The sequence below is a fragment of the Pantoea sp. NSTU24 genome (assembly GCF_050157905.1).
Taxonomy (GTDB): Bacteria; Pseudomonadota; Gammaproteobacteria; order Enterobacterales; family Enterobacteriaceae; genus Pantoea.
On sequence record NZ_JBKIWZ010000001.1, the window covers coordinates 913371 to 936412 of the forward strand.

20 protein-coding genes and 1 pseudogene are annotated in these 23042 nt (G+C 57.0%); 19 read left to right on the forward strand and 2 right to left on the reverse strand.

Going from position 1 to position 23042, the window contains the following annotated elements; genetic code table 11:
- Positions 1-5: 5 nt before the first annotated feature.
- The 4 genes and pseudogenes from ACLHDD_RS04525 (at position 6) to flgL (ending at position 4826) form a co-directional block, all read left to right on the forward strand.
- Positions 6-1115 (forward strand): flagellar basal body P-ring protein FlgI, encoded by a 1110-nt coding sequence (locus ACLHDD_RS04525; protein WP_427103116.1) that lies wholly within the window; start codon positions 6-8, stop codon positions 1113-1115.
- Positions 1115-2074 carry a flagellar assembly peptidoglycan hydrolase FlgJ gene (gene flgJ, locus ACLHDD_RS04530; RefSeq protein WP_427103117.1) on the forward strand — a complete coding sequence of 320 codons (960 nt, stop codon included), beginning with the start codon at positions 1115-1117 and terminating at the stop codon, positions 2072-2074. Before ACLHDD_RS04525 ends, flgJ begins: the two co-directional genes overlap by 1 nt.
- A 123-nt stretch (positions 2075-2197) precedes the next feature.
- Positions 2198-3846, forward strand: a pseudogene (gene flgK / locus ACLHDD_RS04535) (flagellar hook-associated protein FlgK).
- Positions 3847-3860: 14 nt separating this feature from the next.
- The gene (gene flgL, locus ACLHDD_RS04540; protein ID WP_427103118.1) at positions 3861-4826 is read left to right on the forward strand and encodes a flagellar hook-associated protein FlgL; all 966 of its coding nucleotides are present in this window, start codon (positions 3861-3863) and stop codon (positions 4824-4826) included.
- 294 nt (positions 4827-5120) lie between these two features.
- Here flgL and rne read toward each other — a convergent pair whose 3' ends face one another.
- Positions 5121-8519 carry a ribonuclease E gene (gene rne, locus ACLHDD_RS04545; RefSeq protein ID WP_427103119.1) on the reverse strand — a complete coding sequence of 1133 codons (3399 nt, stop codon included), beginning with the start codon at positions 8517-8519 and terminating at the stop codon, positions 5121-5123.
- Positions 8520-9092: 573 nt separating this feature from the next.
- Here rne and rluC point away from each other — a divergent pair.
- A complete protein-coding gene (rluC, locus tag ACLHDD_RS04550; protein WP_427103120.1) occupies positions 9093-10049 on the forward strand; it encodes a 23S rRNA pseudouridine(955/2504/2580) synthase RluC in 957 nt (318 codons plus the stop codon).
- Between the two features lie 11 nt (positions 10050-10060).
- Here rluC and ACLHDD_RS04555 read toward each other — a convergent pair whose 3' ends face one another.
- Positions 10061-10648, reverse strand: a complete 588-nt coding sequence (locus tag ACLHDD_RS04555) for a Maf family protein (protein WP_427103121.1) — start codon at positions 10646-10648, stop codon at positions 10061-10063.
- A 140-nt stretch (positions 10649-10788) separates the two neighbouring features.
- Here ACLHDD_RS04555 and yceD point away from each other — a divergent pair, with 140 nt between their 5' ends.
- The 14 genes from yceD to ptsG all read left to right on the forward strand — a co-directional run bounded on the left by yceD (position 10789) and on the right by ptsG (position 22997).
- Positions 10789-11310: a 23S rRNA accumulation protein YceD gene (yceD, locus tag ACLHDD_RS04560; protein WP_313652311.1), complete on the forward strand. Its 522-nt coding sequence runs from the start codon at positions 10789-10791 to the stop codon at positions 11308-11310.
- A 14-nt stretch (positions 11311-11324) separates the two neighbouring features.
- The gene (gene rpmF, locus ACLHDD_RS04565) at positions 11325-11495 is read left to right on the forward strand and encodes a 50S ribosomal protein L32 (RefSeq protein WP_003849870.1); all 171 of its coding nucleotides are present in this window, start codon (positions 11325-11327) and stop codon (positions 11493-11495) included.
- A gap of 25 nt (positions 11496-11520) precedes the next feature.
- A complete protein-coding gene (gene plsX / locus ACLHDD_RS04570; protein ID WP_427103122.1) occupies positions 11521-12561 on the forward strand; it encodes a phosphate acyltransferase PlsX in 1041 nt (346 codons plus the stop codon).
- Positions 12562-13515, forward strand: a complete 954-nt coding sequence (locus ACLHDD_RS04575; RefSeq protein ID WP_427103123.1) for a beta-ketoacyl-ACP synthase III — start codon at positions 12562-12564, stop codon at positions 13513-13515.
- Between the two features lie 16 nt (positions 13516-13531).
- Positions 13532-14464: an ACP S-malonyltransferase gene (gene fabD, locus ACLHDD_RS04580; protein ID WP_427103124.1), complete on the forward strand. Its 933-nt coding sequence runs from the start codon at positions 13532-13534 to the stop codon at positions 14462-14464.
- Positions 14465-14474: 10 nt separating this feature from the next.
- Positions 14475-15209: a 3-oxoacyl-ACP reductase FabG gene (fabG, locus tag ACLHDD_RS04585; protein WP_313652303.1), complete on the forward strand. Its 735-nt coding sequence runs from the start codon at positions 14475-14477 to the stop codon at positions 15207-15209.
- A gap of 154 nt (positions 15210-15363) precedes the next feature.
- Entirely contained in the window at positions 15364-15600 is a 237-nt protein-coding gene (acpP, locus tag ACLHDD_RS04590) for an acyl carrier protein (protein WP_003849865.1), read from the forward strand.
- Positions 15601-15686: 86 nt separating this feature from the next.
- Positions 15687-16928 carry a beta-ketoacyl-ACP synthase II gene (gene fabF / locus ACLHDD_RS04595; RefSeq protein ID WP_427103125.1) on the forward strand — a complete coding sequence of 414 codons (1242 nt, stop codon included), beginning with the start codon at positions 15687-15689 and terminating at the stop codon, positions 16926-16928.
- 91 nt (positions 16929-17019) lie between these two features.
- Positions 17020-17835 (forward strand): aminodeoxychorismate lyase, encoded by an 816-nt coding sequence (gene pabC / locus ACLHDD_RS04600; protein WP_427103126.1) that lies wholly within the window; start codon positions 17020-17022, stop codon positions 17833-17835.
- Positions 17832-18851 carry a cell division protein YceG gene (gene yceG / locus ACLHDD_RS04605; RefSeq protein WP_427103127.1) on the forward strand — a complete coding sequence of 340 codons (1020 nt, stop codon included), beginning with the start codon at positions 17832-17834 and terminating at the stop codon, positions 18849-18851. The genes pabC and yceG overlap by 4 nt, the downstream gene beginning before the upstream one ends.
- Positions 18841-19473: a dTMP kinase gene (gene tmk / locus ACLHDD_RS04610; RefSeq protein ID WP_427103128.1), complete on the forward strand. Its 633-nt coding sequence runs from the start codon at positions 18841-18843 to the stop codon at positions 19471-19473. Before yceG ends, tmk begins: the two co-directional genes overlap by 11 nt.
- On the forward strand, positions 19473-20462 hold the full coding sequence (gene holB / locus ACLHDD_RS04615; protein ID WP_427103129.1) for a DNA polymerase III subunit delta': 990 nt from the start codon (positions 19473-19475) through the stop codon (positions 20460-20462). Before tmk ends, holB begins: the two co-directional genes overlap by 1 nt.
- A gap of 18 nt (positions 20463-20480) precedes the next feature.
- Complete coding sequence (locus ACLHDD_RS04620) at positions 20481-21272, forward strand: metal-dependent hydrolase (protein WP_427103130.1); 792 nt, start codon at positions 20481-20483, stop codon at positions 21270-21272.
- Positions 21273-21560: 288 nt separating this feature from the next.
- On the forward strand, positions 21561-22997 hold the full coding sequence (gene ptsG / locus ACLHDD_RS04625) for a PTS glucose transporter subunit IIBC (RefSeq protein ID WP_427103131.1): 1437 nt from the start codon (positions 21561-21563) through the stop codon (positions 22995-22997).
- The last annotated feature ends 45 nt before the right edge of the window (positions 22998-23042 follow it).

The window sequence follows — 23042 nt, forward strand, 5'->3', positions numbered from 1 at the left end:
CTTCAATGAAAACGTTAACGCTGTTACGCGCCGGGCTGGCGCTGCTCCTGAGTGTCAGCCTGCTGGCCAGGGCCGATTTGATTCGCGATCTCACCACGGTACAGGGCGTGCGTGACAACCAGCTGCTGGGCTATGGTCTGGTGGTGGGCCTTGATGGCACCGGTGACCAGACGACACAGACCCCCTTTACCACGCAGACCGTGAGCAACATGCTGTCACAGCTGGGGATCACCGTTCCGGCGGGTACCAACATGCAGCTCAAGAACGTGGCGGCCGTCATGGTGACGGCAAAACTGCCTGCATTTGCCCGTCAGGGTCAGAATCTGGACGTGGTGGTGTCATCCATGGGTAACGCCAAGAGCCTGCGTGGCGGCACGCTGTTAATGACGCCGCTGAAAGGGGTCGATAACCAGGTTTACGCCCTGGCGCAGGGCAACATCCTGGTTGGTGGAGCGGGCGCCTCCGCGGGCGGCAGCAGCGTGCAGGTAAACCAGCTTAACGGCGGTCGCATCACGGGTGGGGCGACCGTTGAACGTGAACTGCAGAGCAACTTTGGCTCGCAGAACACCATCAACCTGCAGCTGAACAACGAAGATTTCTCTATGGCGCAACGTATCGCGGATGCGATTAACGCACGCGGCGGCTATGGTTCGGCGCAGCCGCTGGATGCCCGGACCGTGCAAATCCGCGTGTCGCCGAACAATGGCGCGCAGGTGCGTCTGCTGGCCGATATCCAGAACATCAACGTCTCAATTCCGGTTGAAGACGCGAAAGTGATCATCAACTCACGCACCGGCTCGGTGGTGATGAACCGTGAAGTGACGCTGAACCAGTGTGCGGTGGCGCAGGGCAACCTGTCGGTTACGGTCAATCAGCAGCAGAACGTCAGTCAGCCTGACACCCCGCTGGCTGGTGGACAGACGGTGGCAACGACGCAGACCCAGATCGATCTGCGCCAGTCCGGCGGCGCGCTGCAGCGTGTGAATGCCAGCGCCAGCCTGAACAATGTGGTGCGTGCGCTGAACGCCCTGGGTGCATCGCCTATCGAACTGATGTCGATTCTGCAGTCGATGCAGAGTGCCGGCTGTCTGCGTGCCAGACTGGAAATTATCTGATGGCTGATATGCAATCTGTGATGAGTGCGGCTTACGACAGCCGTTCCCTGAATGAACTGAAACACCAGGCCAGCAACGATCCGAAAGGCCATGCGTTGCAGGTGGCGCGTCAGGTCGAAGGGATGTTTGTACAGATGATGCTGAAGAGTATGCGTGACGCGTTGCCGCAGGACGGCATCATGAGCAACGAGCAGACCAAACTCTTTACCTCTATGTATGACCAGCAGATTGCTCAGGAGATGGGGAAGCGCGGCCTGGGTCTGGCGGAAACCATCGTCAAACAGATGCAGCCCGCCACCGCACCGGATGAAACTGCCGGGACGGTGCCGATGAAGCTGGATAACAGCTTCATCCTCAGCACCAGTGGGGCCGTACCAATGCATGCGCAGCAGCTGGAGCAGATTGTGCGTAAGGCGATGCCGCGTCTGCCCGCCGCGTCCCCGACCGGCCTGCCTGGCGACAGCCGCGAGTTTATCGCCCAGCTGATGCAGCCGGCGCAGGCCGCCAGCCAGCAGAGCGGTATTCCTCATCACCTGATTCTGGCGCAGGCCGCGCTGGAGTCGGGCTGGGGGCAGCGTCAGATCCTGACCCGCGACGGCAAGCCGAGCTATAACGTGTTCGGGATTAAAGCCAGCGGTGACTGGAAAGGGGAGACGACGGATATCATGACCACCGAATATGAGCAGGGCGAAGCGAAGAAGGTCCGTGCCAGCTTCCGGGTCTATAACTCCTATTTCGAAGCACTGACCGACTACGTCAGACTGCTGACCAAAAACCCGCGCTATGCGGCCGTAACGAACGCCACCAGCGCAGAGCAGGGCGCGCAGGCACTGCAGGCAGCAGGCTACGCCACCGATCCCAGATATGCGCAAAAGCTGGTGGGAATGATTCAGCAATTCAAAAGCATGGGTGAAAAAGTCGTTAAAGCTTACACCCAGGATGTGGGCGATCTCTTCTGAACATTGCGCCTCAAGTTTCACTTAAGCAAGCCGATAACATGCCTATAGCCAGATGCGTTTTCGCCTGCTGGCGCCCACTTTGATGTTTGCCAGCCCGGTTGACGGGGAACGTAAGGAACCGAGATGTCCAGCATAATTAACTCCGCCATGAGCGGACTGAGTGCCGCGCAGGCCGCCCTGAGCACTACCAGTAGCAACATTAGCAACTACACCGTGGCGGGCTATTCACGTCAGACCGCCCTGTTAGCGCAGGCCAGCAGTACACTTCAGGGCAACAGCTATTACGGTAATGGCGTCAATGTGACCGGCGTACAGCGTGAATATGACGCGTTCATCGCCACGCAGCTGCGCGGTGCGAGCGCTAACTACAGCGCAGTCGATACCCAGCACAGCCAGATTTCAAACATTGACGACCTGCTGTCGACCTCGACGACCAGCCTGTCGACCTCGCTGCAGGGCTTTTTCACTAACCTGCAGAACGTGGTCAGTAACGCCAACGATCCTTCGGCGCGTCAGTCGATGCTCAGCAATGCGCAGGGGCTGGTCAGCCAGTTTCAGAGCACGGCGCAGTATCTGAACAATATGCAGATCAGCGTCAATGCGGATATCAGTTCAGACGTTAAACAGGTCAATACCCTGACCAGCCAGATTGCCGATCTGAACAAGCAGATCGGCAAACTGACCACCGGCAACGGCGCAACCCCCAACGATCTGCTGGATAAACGCGATCAGCTCGTCAATGACCTGAACAAAATGGTCGGCGTGAACGTCTCTGAGCAGGGGGGAACTATACCGTCTCGATGGCGAACGGCCTGACGCTGGTCAATGGCTACAAATCAACCGACCTGGTTGCGATGACCTCCAGCAGCGATCCGACCCGGACCACCATTGGCTATGCCGATAAGCAGGCGGGTAACGTTGAGATCCCGGAAAAACTGATCACTACCGGTTCACTGGGCGGTCTGCTGGCGTTCCGGTCACAGGATCTGGATCTGGCGCAGAATCAGCTGGGTCAGTTAGCCGCCGCCTTCACCACCAGCTTCAATGATGTTCACAAGCAGGGCTTTGACAGCCAGGGCAATCAGGGCGTCGATTTCTTCAACATTGGCAGCCCGCTGGTGGTCAGCAACAGCAAAAACAGCACGGGCGCATCCGTCACTGCGGAGTGGACCGATGCCAGCGCGCTGAAAGCGTCCAACTACACCGTCAGTTATGATGGCACGAACTGGAGCGCCACCCGCGCGGCAGACGGTACAGCAGTTACGCTGACGAAAGGAACCGATGCCAGCGGCAACACCACCCTGAGCTTCGACGGCCTGAAGCTGACGGTCGGCGCGTCGCCCGCGCCTGCCGCGAAAGATAGCTTCCTGGTGAAGCCGGTGCAGAACGTGATCAACGATATGTCAGTGGCGATTACCAGCGAATCTCAGGTCGCGGCGGCGTCTGCCGTCGGCGGAGAGAGTGATAATCGCAACGCGCAGAAACTGCTGAACCTGCAGGACGTGAAGCTGGTCGCTGGCAACGCCACGCTGTCGCAGGCCTACGCCAGTATCGTCAGCACCGTGGGTAACAAAACCAGTTCACTGGAAACCACCAGCACCACCCAGAAAAGCGTGGTCAGCCAGCTGACCGATCGCCAGCAGTCAGTGTCGGGTGTTAACCTCGACGAGGAGTACGCCAACCTGACCAAATATCAGCAATATTACATGGCAAATGCGCAGGTGCTGCAGACTGCCAGCACCGTATTTAACGCATTGATCAATATTCGCTAAGGGCAGGAGATAACATGCGAATCAGTACAAATATGATATTTGACCAGCAGGTGCGCGGGATTACCGACTCGCAGGCCTCCTGGCTCAAAGTCGGCGAGCAGCTCTCCAGCGGTCGCCGCGTCACTAATCCGTCGGACGACCCGATTGCCGCCTCGCGCGCGGTAGCCCTGTCGCAGACGCAGCAGCAGGGAAAACAGTACGCGCTGGCACGTACCTTTGCCGAGCAGGGTCTGTCACTGGAAGAGAACACCCTGAAAGGCGTTACCGAGAGTATCCAGAATGCGCAGACGCTGATCGTCAATGGTTCGACCGGCACGCTGAGTGACGATGATCGGGGATCGATCGCGACCCAGCTTGAGGGAATTCGTGCGCAGCTAATGAACCAGGCGAACAGCAAAGATGCCAATGGCCGTTATATCTTTGCCGGCTATAAGACAGACAGCGCGCCATTCGCGGACACTACGGGCACGGGTGTGAGCTACACCGGTGGCACGGAGGCGATTACCCAGAAGGTCGACACCAGCCGGACCATGACCGTAGCGCATACCGGCGATGCTATTTTTATGTCGATCACCAGTAATGCCAAAAAAGAGCCGGATGGCACAGCCAGTGAAACCAATGTGTTCGCGATGCTGGATAGCGCTATCGCGGCGCTGAAAGTGCCGCAGGATGATGCGGATGCCGCAACCAAACAGACCTTCCAGGCGGCGATGGATAAAACCAACCGGGGGCTGGGTAATTCACTGAACAATGTTCTGGCCGTACGTTCTGAAATCGGTATTCAACTCTCTGAGATTGATACGCTGAACGCTCAGGGTGATGACCGTAGCGTGATCTATAACTCGCAGATGAGCGATCTGGTTGACGTCGACTACACCGAGGCAGCGTCCAGCTATACGATGCAGCAGACGGCTCTGCAGGCTTCCTATAAAACCTTTACCGATATGTCCAAGATGTCGCTGTTCAGGATGAATTCGTAATCTGACCTGAAAATTTGAGCGTACTTTAACCGGATGCGCTTACTTTTCCCCACCCGCCTGGTAAAGGCGCGTGGGGTTTTTTTTCCCCTCTGTTCAGCCTGCGTCAGGCCCAGCGCGAGATTCTGGGATATAAACAGCTGTTCTGCCGTTCTGACTTACTGTACTGGCGTTTCCTGCTGAGTTCTCGCGGGTACAGCCGCCCGGCATCCGTTATCCGTCATGCAGCCTGAGGCGCACAGGCATAAAAAAAACCCGGCGGATAAGGCCGGGGTTATATTCACAACGCTATCTGCGTTACGGCTTGGTCGCCGGTGCAGTAGCCTGGTGTGTGGCGCTGTGACCGCCTGCAGAACCGCGACCGTCGAACTGGTACGGTGCACGCACCCAGTCACTGTGCCGCGCAGGTTCGGACTGCCAGGCTGGCGCAGGCGCTTTGGTCATCGGTGCCGACGCGAAGTGCTTCCAGCGGCTGCCATCACTTGCTGCTTGCGCATCAGGTGCTGGCTGTTCGGTCACGTCAACCGGCGCAGCCGGGGCGACATCGCGGGCGGCAACGGGTGCATGTGGCTCGCTCACGGGTGCAGAGTCTGCTTCCGCGGCGGCCGGGGCATTCAGCACTTCCTCGACTTCTGCGGTAATAGCGTCACTGACATCGCTGGCGGTCTGTTCTGCCACTTTTGCTGGCTCGGCAGTGTCTGCTGACTCAGTGACCTCTGCAGTTTCAGCGGCAGGTTTTGTAACCGGTGACGCGTCAGAGACAGGTTCAGCAGGCACGGCTTCGGCCGCAATGGCTTCCGCTTTCGCTTCTTCCGCTGCCGGAACAACAGCAGGCTGCTCATCAACGGGCGCGTCGATAGCTCGGGTGTCGTCGGTGTTCACGACCGCCACCGGGGTTTCTGCCTCTGGCTCAGCCTGCTGAACAGCTGCATCCTGCGCCACGGCTTCAACAGCGGCGGCGACCGGCGCAGCAGCGACCTCTGCTGGCTCTTCACGGGTGTATGCCGGCGTTTCAGGCGTCACGTTCTGAACCTGCTCATCGCTGGCCTGACTTACCGGATAGCGAACCCAGACTTTACCGGATGCCATTTCAGGTGAGGCAGCCGCAGCGACCAGCGGCATGGCTGACTGGGTCGGGTAACGCTCATCACGGTAACGACGACGACGCTGACCGCTGACGCGCAGATGGCGTGGTGAACGGCGTGAACGGCGCGGCATGTTGGCGTTGTCACGGTTGTCGTTATCATCCTGCTCGTCGTTCTGCGAAACCTGAAGCTCAGGCTGAGCCACGTCGTTCTGCTGCGGCTGATGTGCTTCAGCAGGCTGCTCAGCAGCATCGGCGGTCACAAGCTGACGATTGTCATCCACGCGCACTTTCTGATTAAGCTGACGCGGCTTACGACGCGGCATAACCTGGACGCGCTCATCATCCTGCGCCTCGGTGTTGTCCTGAGACTCTGCTACGGCAGCAGACTGCTCAGCGGCTTTGGCAGCCTCTTCACCTGCACGTTTCTCTTCCTGACGACGACGCTGACGCTCAGCACGCTGTTCACGACGCTGCTGTTGCTGCGCATCACGCTGCTGACGCGCCTCTTCACTCAGTGCCGGCCGCTCTTCACGACTTTCGCCGGACTGAGACTGACGCTTGTTACGACGGTTTTCATTGCTATCGCGTGGTTCACGGCTTTCACGCGGTTCGCGACTCTCACGCGGTTCACGACTCTCGCGCGGCTCGCGGCTTTCGCGCGGTTCGCGGCCTTCACGCGACTGCGTGTTGTCGCCGTTACGCGGTGTGCGTTCGCGACGATTGTTATTACGACGATTATTGTTGCTGCGACGTTCGCCACGGCTGTTGCCGTTCTGCTGCTCGCTTTCAGCCGCTTTCTGCGGTTCCGCCACCTCTGCAGCCACAGGTGCGGCAGCCGGTGCTTCTTCGCCAGCAAACATCTTCTTCAGACCGCCAATCAGACGCCCGAAGAAACCGGTGCTGACAGTAGCCGGTGCGGCCACTTCCGGCGTGGTTTTAGTCGCTGGCTGGGCTTTAGCCTGCTTCGCTTCAGGCGCGACTTCGACCGGAGCCGGAGGGGCGTCAGGCATCACAAATGCGGCAAGCGCAGGCTGCTCAGGACGACGGCGCTCAGCGTGCTCCTCATCAGACGGCATCGCCATTTCCGCTTCATGCAGCTTCGGCAGGTGATAGCTCAGGGTCTGTGTCTCTTCGCCTTTGCGCACGCGCAGTACGGAGTAATGCGGGGTCTGCATCTTGTCATCCGGTACGATGACCGCACGCACACCGCCCTGGCGTTTCTCGATAGCGTTGACCGCTTCACGTTTTTCGTTCAGCAGGTAGGAGGCCACCTGAACCGGCACAATCGCATGGACTTCTTTGGTGTTGTCTTTCAGCGCTTCTTCTTCAATCAGACGCAGAATCGACAGCGCCAGTGACTCGTTATCACGAATGGTGCCGGTGCCACTACAGCGTGGGCAAACGTGATGACTGGACTCGCCTAATGACGGGCTCAGACGCTGGCGGGACATCTCCAGCAGGCCGAAACGGGAGATATGGCTAATCTGGATACGGGCGCGGTCCTGACGGACGGCTTCACGCAGCCGGTTTTCAACAGCGCGCTGATGACGAACCGGGGTCATATCGATGAAGTCGATAACGATCAGGCCGCCCAGGTCACGCAGGCGCAGCTGCCGCGCAATCTCGTCGGCCGCTTCCAGGTTAGTGTTGAAGGCGGTTTCTTCAATGTCGCCGCCGCGAGTAGCGCGTGCGGAGTTGATATCGATGGCGGTCAGCGCTTCAGTACTGTCAATCACAATCGAGCCACCAGAAGGCAGGCGGACTTCACGCTGGAAAGCGGATTCAATTTGCGATTCGATCTGATAGTGGCTGAACAGCGGGATCTCACCGGTGTAGAGCTTGATTTTGCTGCTGAAGTCCGGACGACCCAGCGCAGCGATATGCTGGCGCGCCAGCTCCAGCACTTTTGGGTTATCGATAAGGATCTCACCGATATCCTGACGCAGATAGTCGCGGAAAGCGCGCACAATCACGTTACTTTCCTGATGAATCAGGAAGGGAGCAGGGCGGCTTTCAGCAGCTTTCTTGATCGCGTCCCAGTGCTTGAGACGGAAACTTAAATCCCACTGCAGCGATTCGGCAGATTTACCGACGCCCGCCGTACGGACAATCAGACCCATGCCTTCTGGCAGTTCCAGCGCCGACAGCGCCTCTTTCAGTTCGGTGCGATCGTCGCCTTCGATGCGACGGGAAATCCCCCCCGCACGCGGGTTATTTGGCATCAGAACCAGGTAGCTGCCTGCCAGTGAGATAAAGGTGGTCAGCGCGGCGCCTTTGTTACCGCGTTCTTCTTTATCGATCTGAACAATGACTTCCTGCCCTTCACGCAGCACATCTTTGATGTTAGGACGGCCATGCGCGTTGTAGCTGGCAGGGAAATATTCGCGGGAAATTTCTTTTAACGGGAGGAAACCGTGACGTTCTGCGCCGTAATCAACAAACGCAGCTTCAAGACTGGGTTCAATGCGAGTGATTTTACCTTTGTAAATGTTGGCTTTTTTCTGTTCGTGTCCAGGACTTTCGATATCCAGATCGTACAGGCGCTGACCGTCAACCAGGGCAACGCGCAACTCCTCCTGCTGAGTTGCGTTTATTAACATTCTTTTCATCGTGACTTACTCGTTATTCTTTCATGAGTGATTACAGCTGCGGGCATCGTTACCCTGGACGAATATCAACCGATGGCCCCGTGACTTAGTGCAGTGTCGTCTGCCTCACGGCTGTCGACCGCGCGAGGGGCGCAAATAACGTCGGTGGCCTGTTTTTCATAAGGGAAAACAGCGCCAGATAGGGGAAATGCCTGAGAGAATAAAGAAAACCCGTGCATTCCAACCTGTTGTCCAGGCTGCAACCCGCAGCCCGCTAAGTGCCTGATTTCGCATTACGTCTTACGCCATTGCTGCGTGTCTGCTCAATCCGGCAAAATGACAATTTCGCTCTTTTTCTGTCCTGAAATGCTTCAGGTAAGAAACTCAAGCATTATTCCATTGCTAACCTTCATATAGCAAGGCGACTTTAGCCAGCTTGTGAAGTTTCTTTACATTTAACGCGCTAATGTGTCGGACAAAACAGCGCATTGCTGAAAAAGCCAGCAGAGAAGCCGCCTCCCGTCACATCAACCCCAGAGTTAAGCACAGAAAAAGGGGTGGCGCTATCAGGGGACACTATTTAGAATCGCCGCCATGAAAACAGAGAATCCCGGCGTACAGTTTGTCGCCATCACGGCTGAAAATGCCGGACAACGTATTGATAACTTTTTGCGCACCCAGTTAAAGGGTGTGCCTAAAAGCATGATTTATCGCATTGTTCGCAAAGGCGAGGTGCGGGTGAATAAAAAGCGCATCAAGCCTGAGTACAAACTGGAAGAGGGTGACGAGGTGCGCATTCCGCCGGTTCGGGTGGCAGAACGCGATGAAGACGCTGTTTCCCCTAAACTGGCGAAGGTCGCGTCGCTGGCCGATGCGATCCTCTATGAGGATGAGTCACTGCTGGTGATGAACAAGCCGTCCGGCACCGCCGTCCACGGCGGCAGCGGGCTGACCTTCGGCGTGATCGAAGGGCTGCGTGCATTACGGCCAGAGGCGCGTTTTCTGGAGCTGGTGCATCGTCTGGACCGGGATACTTCCGGTATTCTGCTGGTTGCTAAAAAACGTTCAGCGCTGCGTTCCCTGCATGAGCAGCTGCGGGAAAAAGGGATGCAGAAAGACTATCTGGCGCTGGTGCGCGGCAACTGGCCGTCACACCTCAAGGTGGTGCAGGCGCCGCTGCTGAAAAACATTCTGCAGAGCGGCGAACGCGTCGTGCGCGTCAGCAGCGAAGGCAAACCCTCTGAAACCCGCTTTAAGGTGGAAGAGCGGTTCGACTTCGCTACGCTGGTCAAGGCAAGTCCGGTGACCGGACGTACGCATCAGATCCGTGTGCATACGCTGCATGCCGGGCATCCGATTGCGTTCGACGATCGCTATGGAGAACGCGATTTTGACAGCCAGCTGGCCTCAACCGGTCTGAACCGCCTGTTCCTGCATGCGGCGGCGCTGACCTTTACCCACCCCGGCACGGGCGAAGTGATGCGGGTTGAGGCACCACTCGATGATGGCCTCAGGCTGTGCCTGCAGAAGCTGCGGCAGCGGAAAGCCTAATCGTGCCGGCATCACACCGTTAAGGGGTTGATGCCGGCCTGCTGCAACATCGCGCTGAGCGCAATCAGTGGCAGTCCGACCAGCGTATTGGGATCGCGTCCCTCCAGCCGGTCAAACAGACAGATCCCCAGCCCTTCACTTTTAAAACTGCCCGCACACTGCAGCGGCTGCTCCTTTTTCACATAGCCTGCGATTTCCGCGTCGGTCAGCGCACGGAAATGCACCACAAAAGGCTCACAGTACTGCATCAGCCTGTCGCTGGCCGGATGAAAAAGGGCCAGACCGGTATAGAAGGTAATCGCCTTGCCGCTGGCAGCGCGCAGTTGTGCGCAGGCATTTTCCTCAGTATGCGGCTTACCGGTAATCGCACCCTCCAGAACGCAGACCTGATCGGAGCCAATAATCCAGTGCCCGGGATAGCGTTTCGCCAGCGCCTGCGCTTTCGCCACGGCAAGTCGGGTTACCAGCGCCTCTGCGCTTTCTCCGGGATGAGGTGACTCATCAACCTCAGGTGCGGCCGTGATAAAAGGCAGCCCCAGCTTGCGTAACAGCGTTTGCCGGAAGGGGGAGGTGGAAGCTAAAAGAATGGATGGTGTCATTTTTTTTCGATAGTGATAGCGAATTGGTGACAGTCATTTTAAACTGTGCGCCGCACTGGATGCGAATAGTGGTTGAAAGATGCTGTTTAACGGCCTTTTTCTTTGACTCTATGACATTACAAAGTTAATATGCGCGCCCTATGCAAAAGGTAAAATTACCCCTAACGCTGGACCCTGTCCGCACCGCTCAGAAGCGCCTTGATTATCAGGGTGTCTACACATCTGCACAGGTGGAGCGTGTGGCCGAGTCGGTCGTTAGTGTGGACAGTGATGTGGATTGTGCCATGTCGTTTGCGGTTGATAGCCAGCGTCTGGCGGTACTGACGGGTACTGCTGAAGTCAATGTGACGTTGCGCTGCCAGCGCTGCAACCAGACCTTTCCCCATCACGTAAAAGTAAGTTACTGCTTCAGTCCTGTCTCTTCTGAAGAGCAGGCCGAGGCATTGCCGGAAGCGTACGAGCCGGTCGATGTTAATGAGTTTGGTGAGATCGATCTGCTGGCGGTGGTTGAGGATGAATTAATTCTCGCGCTGCCGGTCGTTCCGGTGCACGATTCTGAACACTGTGAAGTGTCCGAGGCGGACATGGTCTTTGGCAAACTGCCTGCAGAGGCGGAGAAACCAAATCCATTTGCCGTATTAGCCAGTTTAAAGCGTAAGTAATAGGAGTAAGGTCCATGGCCGTACAACAGAATAAACCCACCCGTTCTAAGCGTGGTATGCGTCGTTCACACGATGCGCTGACCACTGCTGCTCTGTCAGTAGATAAAGTTTCTGGCGAAACTCATCTGCGTCACCACATCACTGCGGACGGTTACTACCGCGGTCGCAAGGTTATCGTTAAGTAAGTTTCTTGCTTAGCAAGGCGATACCTTGACACGTTTGACCCTGGCGATTGATGCCATGGGCGGGGATTTCGGTCCCTGCGTGACAGTGCCTGCAGCATTGCAGGCACTGGCCTCTCATTCGGAGCTATCCCTTCTTCTGGTCGGTCATCCCGACACTCTCACGCCATTGCTTGCCAAAGCGGATTCCTCCCTGATGGGGCGTTTGCAGGTGATCCCTGCCGAATCGGTTATTGCAAGTGATGTCCGGCCCGCTCAGGCCATCCGGAACAGTCGCGGCAGTTCAATGCGCGTGGCTCTGGAGATGGTCAGAGAGGGACGTGCAGCGGCCTGCATCAGCGCCGGAAACACCGGTGCGCTGATGGGGTTGTCAACGCTGTTATTAAAGCCGCTGGATGGCATCAAACGTCCGGCGCTGATGTCCGTTTTACCGCATCAGCAGCAGGGGAAAACGGTGGTGCTGGATCTGGGGGCGAATGTCGGCTCAGACAGTGCGATGCTGGTACAGTTTGCGGTGATGGGGTCGGTAATGGCCGAGCATGTGCTGGGCATACCCCGGCCCCGCGTGGCGTTGCTCAATATTGGTCATGAAGAGACCAAAGGGCTGGAAACCATCCGCGATGCTGCGGCAATGCTGCGGGAATCACCGCAGATCAACTATATTGGTTACCTCGAAGGTAACGAGTTGCTCACCGGCAAAACCGATGTCATGGTCTGTGACGGTTTTGTCGGAAACGTCACGCTGAAGACGATGGAAGGCGTGGTAAGAATGTTTCTTTCTCTGCTGAAGTCATCAGGGGAAGGCAAAAAACGGTCATGGTGGCTTCAGTTGCTGGGACGCTGGATTCAGAAACGTCTGGCGAAGCGATTCGGGCAACTTAACCCTGACCAGTACAATGGCGCTTGTCTGTTAGGATTGCGCGGAACAGTGATCAAAAGTCACGGCGCAGCAAATCAACACGCCTTCGCCGTGGCGATAGAACAGGCAGAGCAGGCGGTGAGGCAGCACATTCCCGAACGAATTGCTGCGCGCCTTGATGCTGTATTAGCCAGGAGTGACAAAGCCTAGATGTATACCAAAATTATCGGTACGGGCAGTTATCTGCCCAGCCAGGTTCGCACCAATGCCGATCTGGAAAAAATGGTGGAGACGTCGGACGAGTGGATTGTTACCCGTACCGGCATTCGTGAGCGTCGTATTGCCGCGCCAGATGAAACCGTCGCCACCATGGGATTCAGCGCCGCGCAACGCGCCCTCGAAATGGCAGGCATTGATGCGAACGACGTTGGGCTGATTATTGTCGCCACAACGTCTTCCAGCCATGCCTTCCCCAGCTCCGCCTGCATGATCCAGCAAATGCTGGAGATTAAAGATTGTGCGGCGTTTGACCTTGCGGCCGCCTGTGCAGGTTTCACCTATGCCCTGAGCGTTGCCGATCAATACATCAAAAATGGCGCGGTTAAATATGCGCTGGTGATCGGCGCTGACGTGCTGGCGCGCGCGCTGGATCCTGAAGATCGCGGCACGATTATCCTGTTTGGGGATGGTGCCGGTGCCGTGGTGCTGGGCCAGAGCGAAGAGCAGGGGATTATTTCTACCCATCTCCACGCGGATGGCCGCTATGCGCAGTTGCTGACGCTGCCTTATCAGGACCGTGCCCATCAGGATCAGCCTGCCTATGTCACCATGGCTGGTAACGAAGTCTTCAAGGTCGCCGTGACCGAACTGGCACACATCGTCGATGAAACGCTGCAGGCCAATAATCTTGACCGCGAAATGCTGGACTGGCTGGTGCCTCATCAGGCAAACCTGCGCATTATCAGCGCCACGGCTAAAAAACTTGGCATGACCATGGATAAAGTGGTCGTCACACTGGATCGTCACGGCAACACCTCAGCTGCCTCCGTGCCAAGCGCACTGGATGAAGCGGTGCGCGATGGCCGCATCAAACCCGGACACCTTATTCTGCTGGAAGCCTTTGGGGGTGGATTCACCTGGGGTTCTGCGCTGGTTCGCTTTTGATTGACAGGAACGAAAGATGACGCAATTTGCATTTGTTTTTCCAGGTCAGGGTTCACAGACCGTGGGCATGCTGACTGAATTAGCGGCAAGCTATCCGCTGGTGGAAGAGACCTTCCGTGAAGCCTCTGACGCACTGGGCTATGACCTGTGGCAGTTAGTCAGTCAGGGTCCGGCCGAAGAGCTGAACAAAACCTGGCAGACGCAGCCTGCGCTGTTGGCCGCCTCCGTGGCTATCTACCGGATCTGGCAGCAGCAGGGCGGTGAGCAGCCTCGCCTGATGGCGGGTCACAGCCTGGGTGAGTACTCGGCGCTGGTCTGTGCGGGTGTTATCAACTTTGCCGATGCGGTGAAGCTGGTTGAACTGCGCGGCAAACTGATGCAGGAAGCGGTGCCGGAAGGCACGGGCGCCATGCAGGCGATTATCGGCCTGGATGATGCGGCGATCCGTAAGGCGTGCGAAGAGAGCGCGCAGGGTCAGGTCGTTTCACCGGTGAACTTTAACTCGCCAGGCCAGGTGGTCATCGCGGGTAACAAAGACGCCGTTGAGCGTGCCGGTGCAGCCTGTAAAGCGGCGGGGGCGAAGCGTGCTCTGTCACTGCCGGTCAGCGTGCCGTCTCACTGTGCACTGATGAAGCCGGCGGCCGATAAACTGGCCGTGGCGCTGGAGAGCATTATCTTTAATGCCCCTGCGGTGCCGGTAATCAACAACGTTGATGTAAAAGCTGAAACCGACGCGGCAGCTATCCGTCATGCGCTGGTTCGCCAGCTCTACAGCCCGGTCCGCTGGACCGAGAGCGTGGAAGCGATGGCGGCCCAGGGCGTCACGCAGCTGCTGGAGATGGGCCCAGGCAAAGTCCTGACCGGTCTGACAAAACGCATTGTCGATAGTCTGACTGCGGCTGCCGTAAACGATACGGCATCCCTGTCAGCGGCACTCGGTAAGGAATAAGAGGAAAATTATGAGCTTTGAAGGTAAAGTTGCGCTGGTAACCGGCGCGAGTCGCGGCATTGGTCGTGCGATTGCAGAAACCCTGGCGGCACGCGGTGCCAAAGTGGTCGGGACTGCAACCAGCCAGAGTGGCGCCGACGCCATCAGTGCTTACCTTGGCGACAAGGGAAAAGGTCTGTTACTGAATGTAACTGACACGGGCTCAATTGACAGCGTTTTAGAGAATATTCGCGCGGAATTTGGCGAAGTGGATATCTTAGTCAATAATGCAGGCATTACGCGTGATAATCTTCTCATGCGCATGAAGGACGATGAGTGGCAGGATATCCTGGATACTAACCTCACATCGGTATTCCGCCTTTCTAAGGCGGTTCTGCGTGCCATGATGAAAAAGCGCGTGGGCCGTATCATCACCATTGGTTCCGTTGTCGGCACCATGGGTAATGCGGGCCAGGCAAACTATGCGGCAGCAAAAGCGGGTTTGATTGGCTTTAGCAAATCACTGGCGCGCGAAATCGCGTCACGTGGCATTACCGTCAACGTCGTGGCTCCAGGCTTCATTGAGACTGACATGACGCGGGCACTGAACGAAGATCAACGTTCCGGTATTTTGGCGGAAGTCCCTGCGGGTCGCTTAGGCGATGCACAGGAAATCGCCAATGCTGTGGCATTTTTAGCCTCTGACGAAGCAGCCTACATCACAGGTGAAACGCTGCACGTCAATGGCGGAATGTACATGGTCTGATAAATCACGAAAACATTTGCATTATTTGCGGTTAAAACCGCAAAATAGCGCAAAATCGTGGTTCGACCAGCCGGGATTTTGTTGCATCTTTTTCACCATTTTATACACTACGAAAACCATCGCGTAAGCGAGTTTTGATAGGAAATTAAATAGTATGAGCGATATCGAACAACGCGTTAAGAAAATCATCAGTGAGCAGCTGGGTGTGAAAGAGGAAGAAGTCACCAACTCTGCATCTTTCGTAGAAGACCTGGGTGCCGATTCTCTTGATACCGTTGAGCTGGTGATGGCTCTGGAAGAAGAGTTTGATACTGAGATTCCAGACGAAGAAGCTGAGAAAATCACTACCGTTCAGGCAGCGATCGACTACATCAATAGCCATAAAGGCTAATGAATATCTTCAGGCGGTCGCTCGACCGCCTGATTTTTTTTATTTGTCCCACATAGTTCCCTATTTTCCCTCCCTGGAGGACGAACGTGTCTAAGCGTCGTGTAGTTGTGACTGGTCTTGGCATGTTGTCTCCTGTCGGCAATACCGTAGAGTCTACCTGGAGTGCTCTCCTTGCCGGTCAGAGCGGCATTAACCTGATCGACCATTTTGATACCAGTGCTTATGCAACGCGTTTTGCAGGTCTGGTAAGAGATTTCAATTGTGATGAGTTCATCTCGCGCAAAGATCAGCGCAAGATGGATGAATTCATCCAGTACGGCATTGTGGCCGGTATTCAGGCTATGCAGGACAGCGGTCTGGTTGTGACCGAAGAAAATGCAAGCCGTATGGGTGCAGCAATTGGTTCCGGCATCGGCGGCCTGGGCCTGATTGAAGAGAACCACTCTTCACTGGTCAACGGCGGCCCACGCAAAATCAGTCCGTTCTTTGTGCCTTCAACCATCGTCAACATGGTGGCGGGTCATCTCACCATTATGTATGGCCTGAAAGGTCCAAGCATCTCTATCGCGACAGCCTGTACCTCTGGTGTGCATAACATCGGTCATGCGGCACGTATCATCGCCTATAACGATGCTGACGTGATGCTGGCTGGTGGCACCGAGAAAGCCAGTACGCCATTAGGCGTGGGTGGTTTTGGTGCGGCACGTGCTCTCTCAACGCGTAACGACAACCCGCAAGCGGCCAGCCGCCCGTGGGATAAAGATCGTGACGGTTTCGTGCTGGGTGACGGCGCGGGCATCGTGGTACTTGAAGAGTACGAACATGCGAAGAAACGTGGTGCGAAAATCTACGCGGAAATCGTTGGTTTTGGCATGAGCAGCGATGCTTACCACATGACGTCACCGCCCGAAGATGGTTCAGGTGCTGCGGCGGCAATGGTCAACGCACTGCGCGATGCGCAGCTTACGCCTGAGCAGATCGGCTATGTCAACGCCCACGGCACTTCTACGCCAGCGGGTGACAAGGCTGAAGCGCAGGCGGTGCAATCCGTATTTGGGGCAGCCGCCAGCAAAGTGATGGTGAGCTCAACCAAATCCATGACCGGGCATCTGTTGGGTGCAGCGGGTGCGGTTGAATCCATCTATTCGATTCTGGCACTGCGCGACCAGGCTGTTCCACCGACCATTAACCTCGACAATCCGGATGAAGGCTGCGATCTCGATTTCGTGCCGCACACCGCGCGTCAGGTTTCCGGCCTGGAGTACACGCTGTGTAACTCCTTTGGCTTCGGCGGTACCAACGGTTCCCTGATCTTCCGTAAGGTGTAATCGTTGCAGATAGCTGACAAGGCCCGCGATGCGGGCCTTTTTTTATCCCGCAGCGGGCGCTGACAGGCTGGATCAGGCGCAGGAGAGAACCATGTGGATTAACGGGATCAGACAACCGACGCTGGCTGCCACCGATCGGGGCATGCAGTTCGGCGATGGCTGCTTTACCACCGCCGCCGTGCGGCAGGGCAAAATCATGCTGCTGGAAAGCCATCTTCAGCGACTCAGAGAGGGCTGTGAGCGGTTGTGGATTGACGGGGTTGACTGGCATCGGCTCGAAACAGAGATGAGCGCCACCGCGCATCTGCAGGCCCAGGCGGTGCTGAAGGTGATTATCAGCGCAGGCAGCGGCGGACGCGGCTACAGCCGGCGCGGTTGCAGTGAACCAACCCGGATCGTTTCACTGGCTCCCTGGCCAGAGCACTATGCCGGTTTACAGCAGCGGGGCGCCTCGCTCCGTATCAGTCCAGTCCGTCTGGCGCGAAACACACAGTTTGCCGGTATTAAACATCTCAACCGCCTGGAGCAGGTGCTGATCCGCGCTCATCTTGACCAGACGGACGCCGACGAGGCACTGGTGCTTGACACTGAAGGCTGGGTGGTGGAATGCTGTGCGGCCAATTTATTCTGGCGCCAGGGCAGCCAGATTTTTACCCCCGATCTCTCAGCTTCGGGGGTGGATGGCATTATGCGGCGGCGTCTGATGGCGCAACTCGCGGTCACGGGCCAGACTTGCCAGGTCGTACAAAGCGAACCGGCGCAGCTGCTGGCGGCGGATGAAGTCGTCATCTGTAATGCGCTGATGCCGGTTCTGCCGGTGCGACAGATCGAGGCGGTACAGTTTACTGAGCGCCTGCTGTTTAATCAGCTACAGGCAGGCTGTGAAAAGATAATGGAAGCATCATGACTCGAAGCAAAAAAGTTCTCGTGACCCTGCTGGTGATAGCAGGGCTCGCGGCGGTAGTGAGCTACTGGCAGATTAAGCAGTTTGCGGCGACCCCGCTGACGCTGCAGCAGGAGACGATCTACACACTGCCCGCCGGTACGGGCCGGGTGGCGCTGGAGGCGCAGCTGGAGGATCAGAAGATCATTCCGCGCAGCATCTGGTTTGGTGCGCTGTTGCGTCTGGAGCCGGAACTGGCCACCTTCAAGGCGGGAACCTACCGCCTGGCGCCGGCGATGACGGTTCGTGAGCTGTTACAGCTGCTGGCCAGCGGTAAAGAGGCTCAGTTCCCGGTGCGGTTTGTGGAGGGTCAGCGGCTCAACGAGTGGCTGAGTGAGCTGCGTAAAGCGCCCTATATCCGCCATACGCTCAAAGACGATCAGTTCGCCACACTGGCCAGCGCCCTCAAGGTTGAGCCTGCCCGGCTGGAAGGTAACTTCTTTCCCGACACCTATCTCTACACGGCGAATACCACAGATATTGCCCTGCTGGAACGCGCGCATGAGCGGATGAAGAAAACCATTGATGAGGTCTGGCAGGGACGGGCGGATAATCTGCCCTATAAAACGCCGCAGGATCTGGTGACGATGGCGTCTATTATCGAAAAAGAGACGGGGGTCAGTCAGGAGCGCGCGCGTGTTGCTTCGGTCTTTATCAACCGGCTGCGGACCGGGATGCGTCTGCAGACCGACCCTACCGTGATCTACGGCATGGGCGACCGCTACAACGGGTCACTCACCCGTAAAGATCTTGAAACCGCCAGCGATTACAATACCTATATGATTAATGGTCTGCCGCCTGGTCCAATCGCCATGCCGGGTAAGGCTTCCCTGCTGGCGGCCGCCCATCCTGAGAAAACGAACTATCTCTATTTTGTGGCTGACGGCAAGGGCGGTCATACCTTTACCACCAATCTGGCCAGTCATAATCAGGCGGTGCAGGTATACCGGCAGATGCTCAAGGAAAAAAATGAACAGTAAGTTTATCGTCATCGAAGGCCTGGAAGGCGCCGGAAAGACCACCGCGCGCGACGCCATCGTTGCCACACTGCACGCCCGCGGCATCACCGATCTGGTCTTTACCCGTGAGCCGGGCGGTACGCCGCTAGCCGAACAGCTACGCGTTTTGGTGAAGCAGGGTATTGAAGGCGAGCAGGTGACGGATAAAGCGGAACTGCTGATGCTCTATGCAGCGCGGGTGCAACTGGTGGAAACCGTGATCAAACCGGCGCTGGCTCGCGGTGCATGGGTGATCGGCGACCGTCACGATCTCTCCTCTCAGGCCTACCAGGGGGGCGGACGCGGGCTCGATAGCACGCTGATGCAGACGCTGCGCGACACCGTGCTGGGCGACTTCCGCCCTGATCTGACCCTGTATCTGGATGTCACGCCGGAAATCGGCCTGCAGCGGGCACGGGTGCGCGGGGAGCTGGACCGCATTGAGCAGGAGTCGCTGCGCTTCTTTGAGCGTACCCGCGCGCGCTACCTGGCACTGGCGGAAAACGACCCCACAATTCTGACCATTGACGCAACGCAATCGCTGAAAGACGTGACAGCGTCACTTCAGGCTGCTCTGACGCAGTGGTTGTCGGAGCAGGCGTAATGAACTGGTACCCGTGGCTGAACCCGCCTTATCGCCATGTGATTAGCCAGCATCAGGAGAATCGCGCGCATCATGCGCTGTTGATCCAGGCGATGGCCGGCATGGGTGATGAGGCGCTGGTCTGGGGAATAAGTCGCTGGCTGATGTGCCAGCAGCCGGATGGTCTGAAAAGTTGCGGCACCTGTCATGGTTGCCAGCTGATGCAGGCGAATACCCATCCGGACTGGTACCGGCTTGAAGCGGAGAAGGGCAAAAGTACCCTGGGCATCGATGCGGTGCGGCAGGTAACGGAAAAGCTGTATCACTTTGGTCAACAGGGTGGCGCGAAAGTGGTCTGGCTGCCCGATGCCGCGCAGCTGACGGAAGCCGCTGCCAACGCCCTGCTGAAGACGCTGGAAGAGCCGCCTGCCAATAGCTGGTTCTTTCTCAGCAGCCGCGATCCTTCACGTCTGCTGGCGACGCTGCGCAGTCGTTGTATGACGCTGCCGCTGACGCCACCGGACGAAGGTCAGAGCCTGCTCTGGCTGAAAAAACACGTGTCACACGATGAACAGATGCTGCTGGCGGCACTGCGGCTGAGTGCCGGTGCGCCTGGTGCAGCATTAAGCCTGCTGGAAACCGGGCCATGGCAGGCGCGGCAGAAGCTATGTGATGCGTTGCCCGGGGCGCTGCAGCACGACATCCTGCAACTATTGCCGGTGCTGAATGCGGAGGATGCGGCCACCCGAATCGGCTGGCTGCTCTCCCTGCTTCTGGACGCGATGAAATGGCAGCAGAATGCGGCACAGTGGCTGAGTAATGGCGATCGCCAGGATGTGGTGCAGCTGCTGGCCGCCCACTTTTCGGGCAGCGCGCTCGACAGCAGCACCCGCGCGTGGATGCGCTGTCGCGAGCAACTGCTGCATGTCGCCGCCGTAAATCGTGAACTCTTACTGACGGATCAGCTTCTGAGCTGGGCAGAAACTGAAAAGCCTGCACTGATCCGCTAAACCTGGCTGAGACTCGTTATGTTTATTGTTGATTCCCACTGCCATCTTGATGGCCTGGATTATGAAAAGAACCATCGTGACCTCGATGAGGTGATTGCTAAAGCGGCGGCCCGGGATGTGAAATTCATGCTGGCCATTGCCACGACGCTACCGGGCTTCCATACCCTGAAAAAGCTGGTCGGCGATCGGCAGAATATTGCGCTCTCCTGCGGCGTCCATCCACTCAATCAGGAGGAGGCCTATGATGTTGAGGAGTTTCGCCGGCTCTCCGCCGATCCCCGCGTGGTGGCGCTGGGTGAAACCGGACTGGATTACCATTATCAGCCTGAGACCCGTGAGCAGCAGCAGCGCTCATTCCGCGAACATATCCGCACCGGTATTGCGCTGAATAAGCCGATTATCGTTCACACCCGCGATGCGCGTGACGACACGCTGGCGATTCTGCGCGAAGAGCAGGTTGAGCGCTGCGGCGGCGTGCTGCACTGTTTCACCGAGGATCAGCCTACAGCCGCGAAGCTGCTGGATATGGGCTTTTATATCTCCTTTTCCGGTATCGTTACGTTCCGTAATGCCGAACAGTTACGCGAAGCCGCTCGCTATGTGCCGCTGGATCGGATGCTGGTGGAAACGGATTCGCCTTATCTGGCGCCGGTGCCTTATCGGGGGAAAGAGAACCAGCCCGCCTATACCCGTGACGTGGCTGAATATCTGGCCGTCCTGAAAGGGGTGGATATAGAAACCCTGGCTACCGCCACCACCCAGAACTTCTCTACGCTGTTTCATATCCCGATGAGCCAGCTGGGAGCCTGAAGCGTTTTATTTCAGTCTCTGTAATTAATCTGTCATCTGCGCCTATGACCCTGTTTTTAAAGACAGGGTCAGCTTTTTATCGCCGATTAATCGTGCAGGTCAGTGAGAAATTTCGTAAAGTGCGCGTCCGGGATTGTTGAAACGTGATAGCCGTCAAAGTAACAGGTCGGTATTTATTTTACCCTTCGTAATAAATCAAAAGGCGGTCACCGCCACCCCGGCAAGGAATCCTCCCTCTTTGCCACGCGCACTGCGCAAATATGCACTCATACTCAGGAGCTTCACGCTATGTTCAAAAATGCTTTTGCCAACCTTCAAAAGGTCGGTAAATCGCTGATGCTGCCGGTTTCGGTTCTGCCGATTGCCGGTATTTTATTAGGGGTCGGTTCAGCCAATTTCAGCTGGTTGCCTGCAGTGGTTTCGCATGTAATGGCAGAAGCGGGTGGATCGGTGTTCGCCAACATGCCGCTGATCTTCGCGATCGGTGTGGCGCTGGGCTTTACCAACAACGACGGTGTGTCGGCGCTGGCCGCCGTTGTCGCCTATGGCATCATGGTGAAAACCATGGCGGTCGTGGCTCCGCTGGTGCTGCATCTCTCTGCGGCGGAGATCGAGGCGAAACACCTCGCCGACACCGGGGTGCTGGGCGGGATTATCGCCGGTTCCATCGCGGCTTATATGTTCAACCGCTTCTACCGCATCAAGCTACCTGAATATCTGGGCTTCTTCGCCGGTAAACGCTTTGTGCCGATCATTTCGGGTCTGGCAGCGATTGTGCTGGGCGTACTGCTCTCCTTCATCTGGCCACCTGTGGGTGCCGCGATTCAGGAGTTCTCACAGTGGGCGGCGTATCAGAACCCGGTTGTAGCCTTCGGTATCTATGGCGTCGTTGAACGTGCGCTGGTGCCATTTGGTCTGCATCACATCTGGAACGTTCCTTTCCAGATGCAGATTGGTGAATACACTAACGCGGCAGGCCAGGTCTTCCACGGCGACATTCCACGCTACATGGCGGGTGACCCGACCGCAGGCAAACTCTCTGGCGGCTTCCTGTTCAAAATGTACGGTCTGCCGGCTGCTGCGATTGCGATCTGGCACTCAGCAAAACCAGAAAACCGTGCCAAAGTGGGCGGTATCATGATCTCCGCTGCGCTGACCTCATTCCTGACCGGTATCACCGAACCTATTGAATTCTCATTCATGTTCGTTGCGCCGATCCTGTATGTCATCCATGCGCTGCTGGCGGGTCTGGCATTCCCTATCTGTATTCTGCTTGGCATGCGTGATGGCACCAGCTTCTCTCACGGTCTGATCGACTTTATCGTGCTGAGTGGTAACAGCAGCAAAATCTGGCTGTTCCCGGTTATCGGTATCATCTACGGCCTGGTTTATTACACCATCTTCCGTGTTCTGATCGCGAAGCTGGACCTGAAAACCCCTGGCCGCGAAGAGAGCACTGGCAGCGAGCAGTCTGCTGCGACCGGCTCTGAGATGGCGGGCAAACTGGTCGCCGCGTTTGGTGGTAAAGAGAACATCACCAACCTGGACGCCTGTATTACACGTCTGCGCGTCAGCGTTGCCGATGTAGGCAAAGTTGACCAGACCGAACTGAAAAACCTTGGCGCCCGTGGCGTGGTGGTGGCCGGTTCCGGTGTCCAGGCTATCTTCGGCACCAAGTCCGATAACCTGAAAACAGATATGGATGACTATATCCGCAGCATGTAATGCGTCACCGCAGTGAAAAAGCCCCGCCGTGCGGGGCTTTTTTTT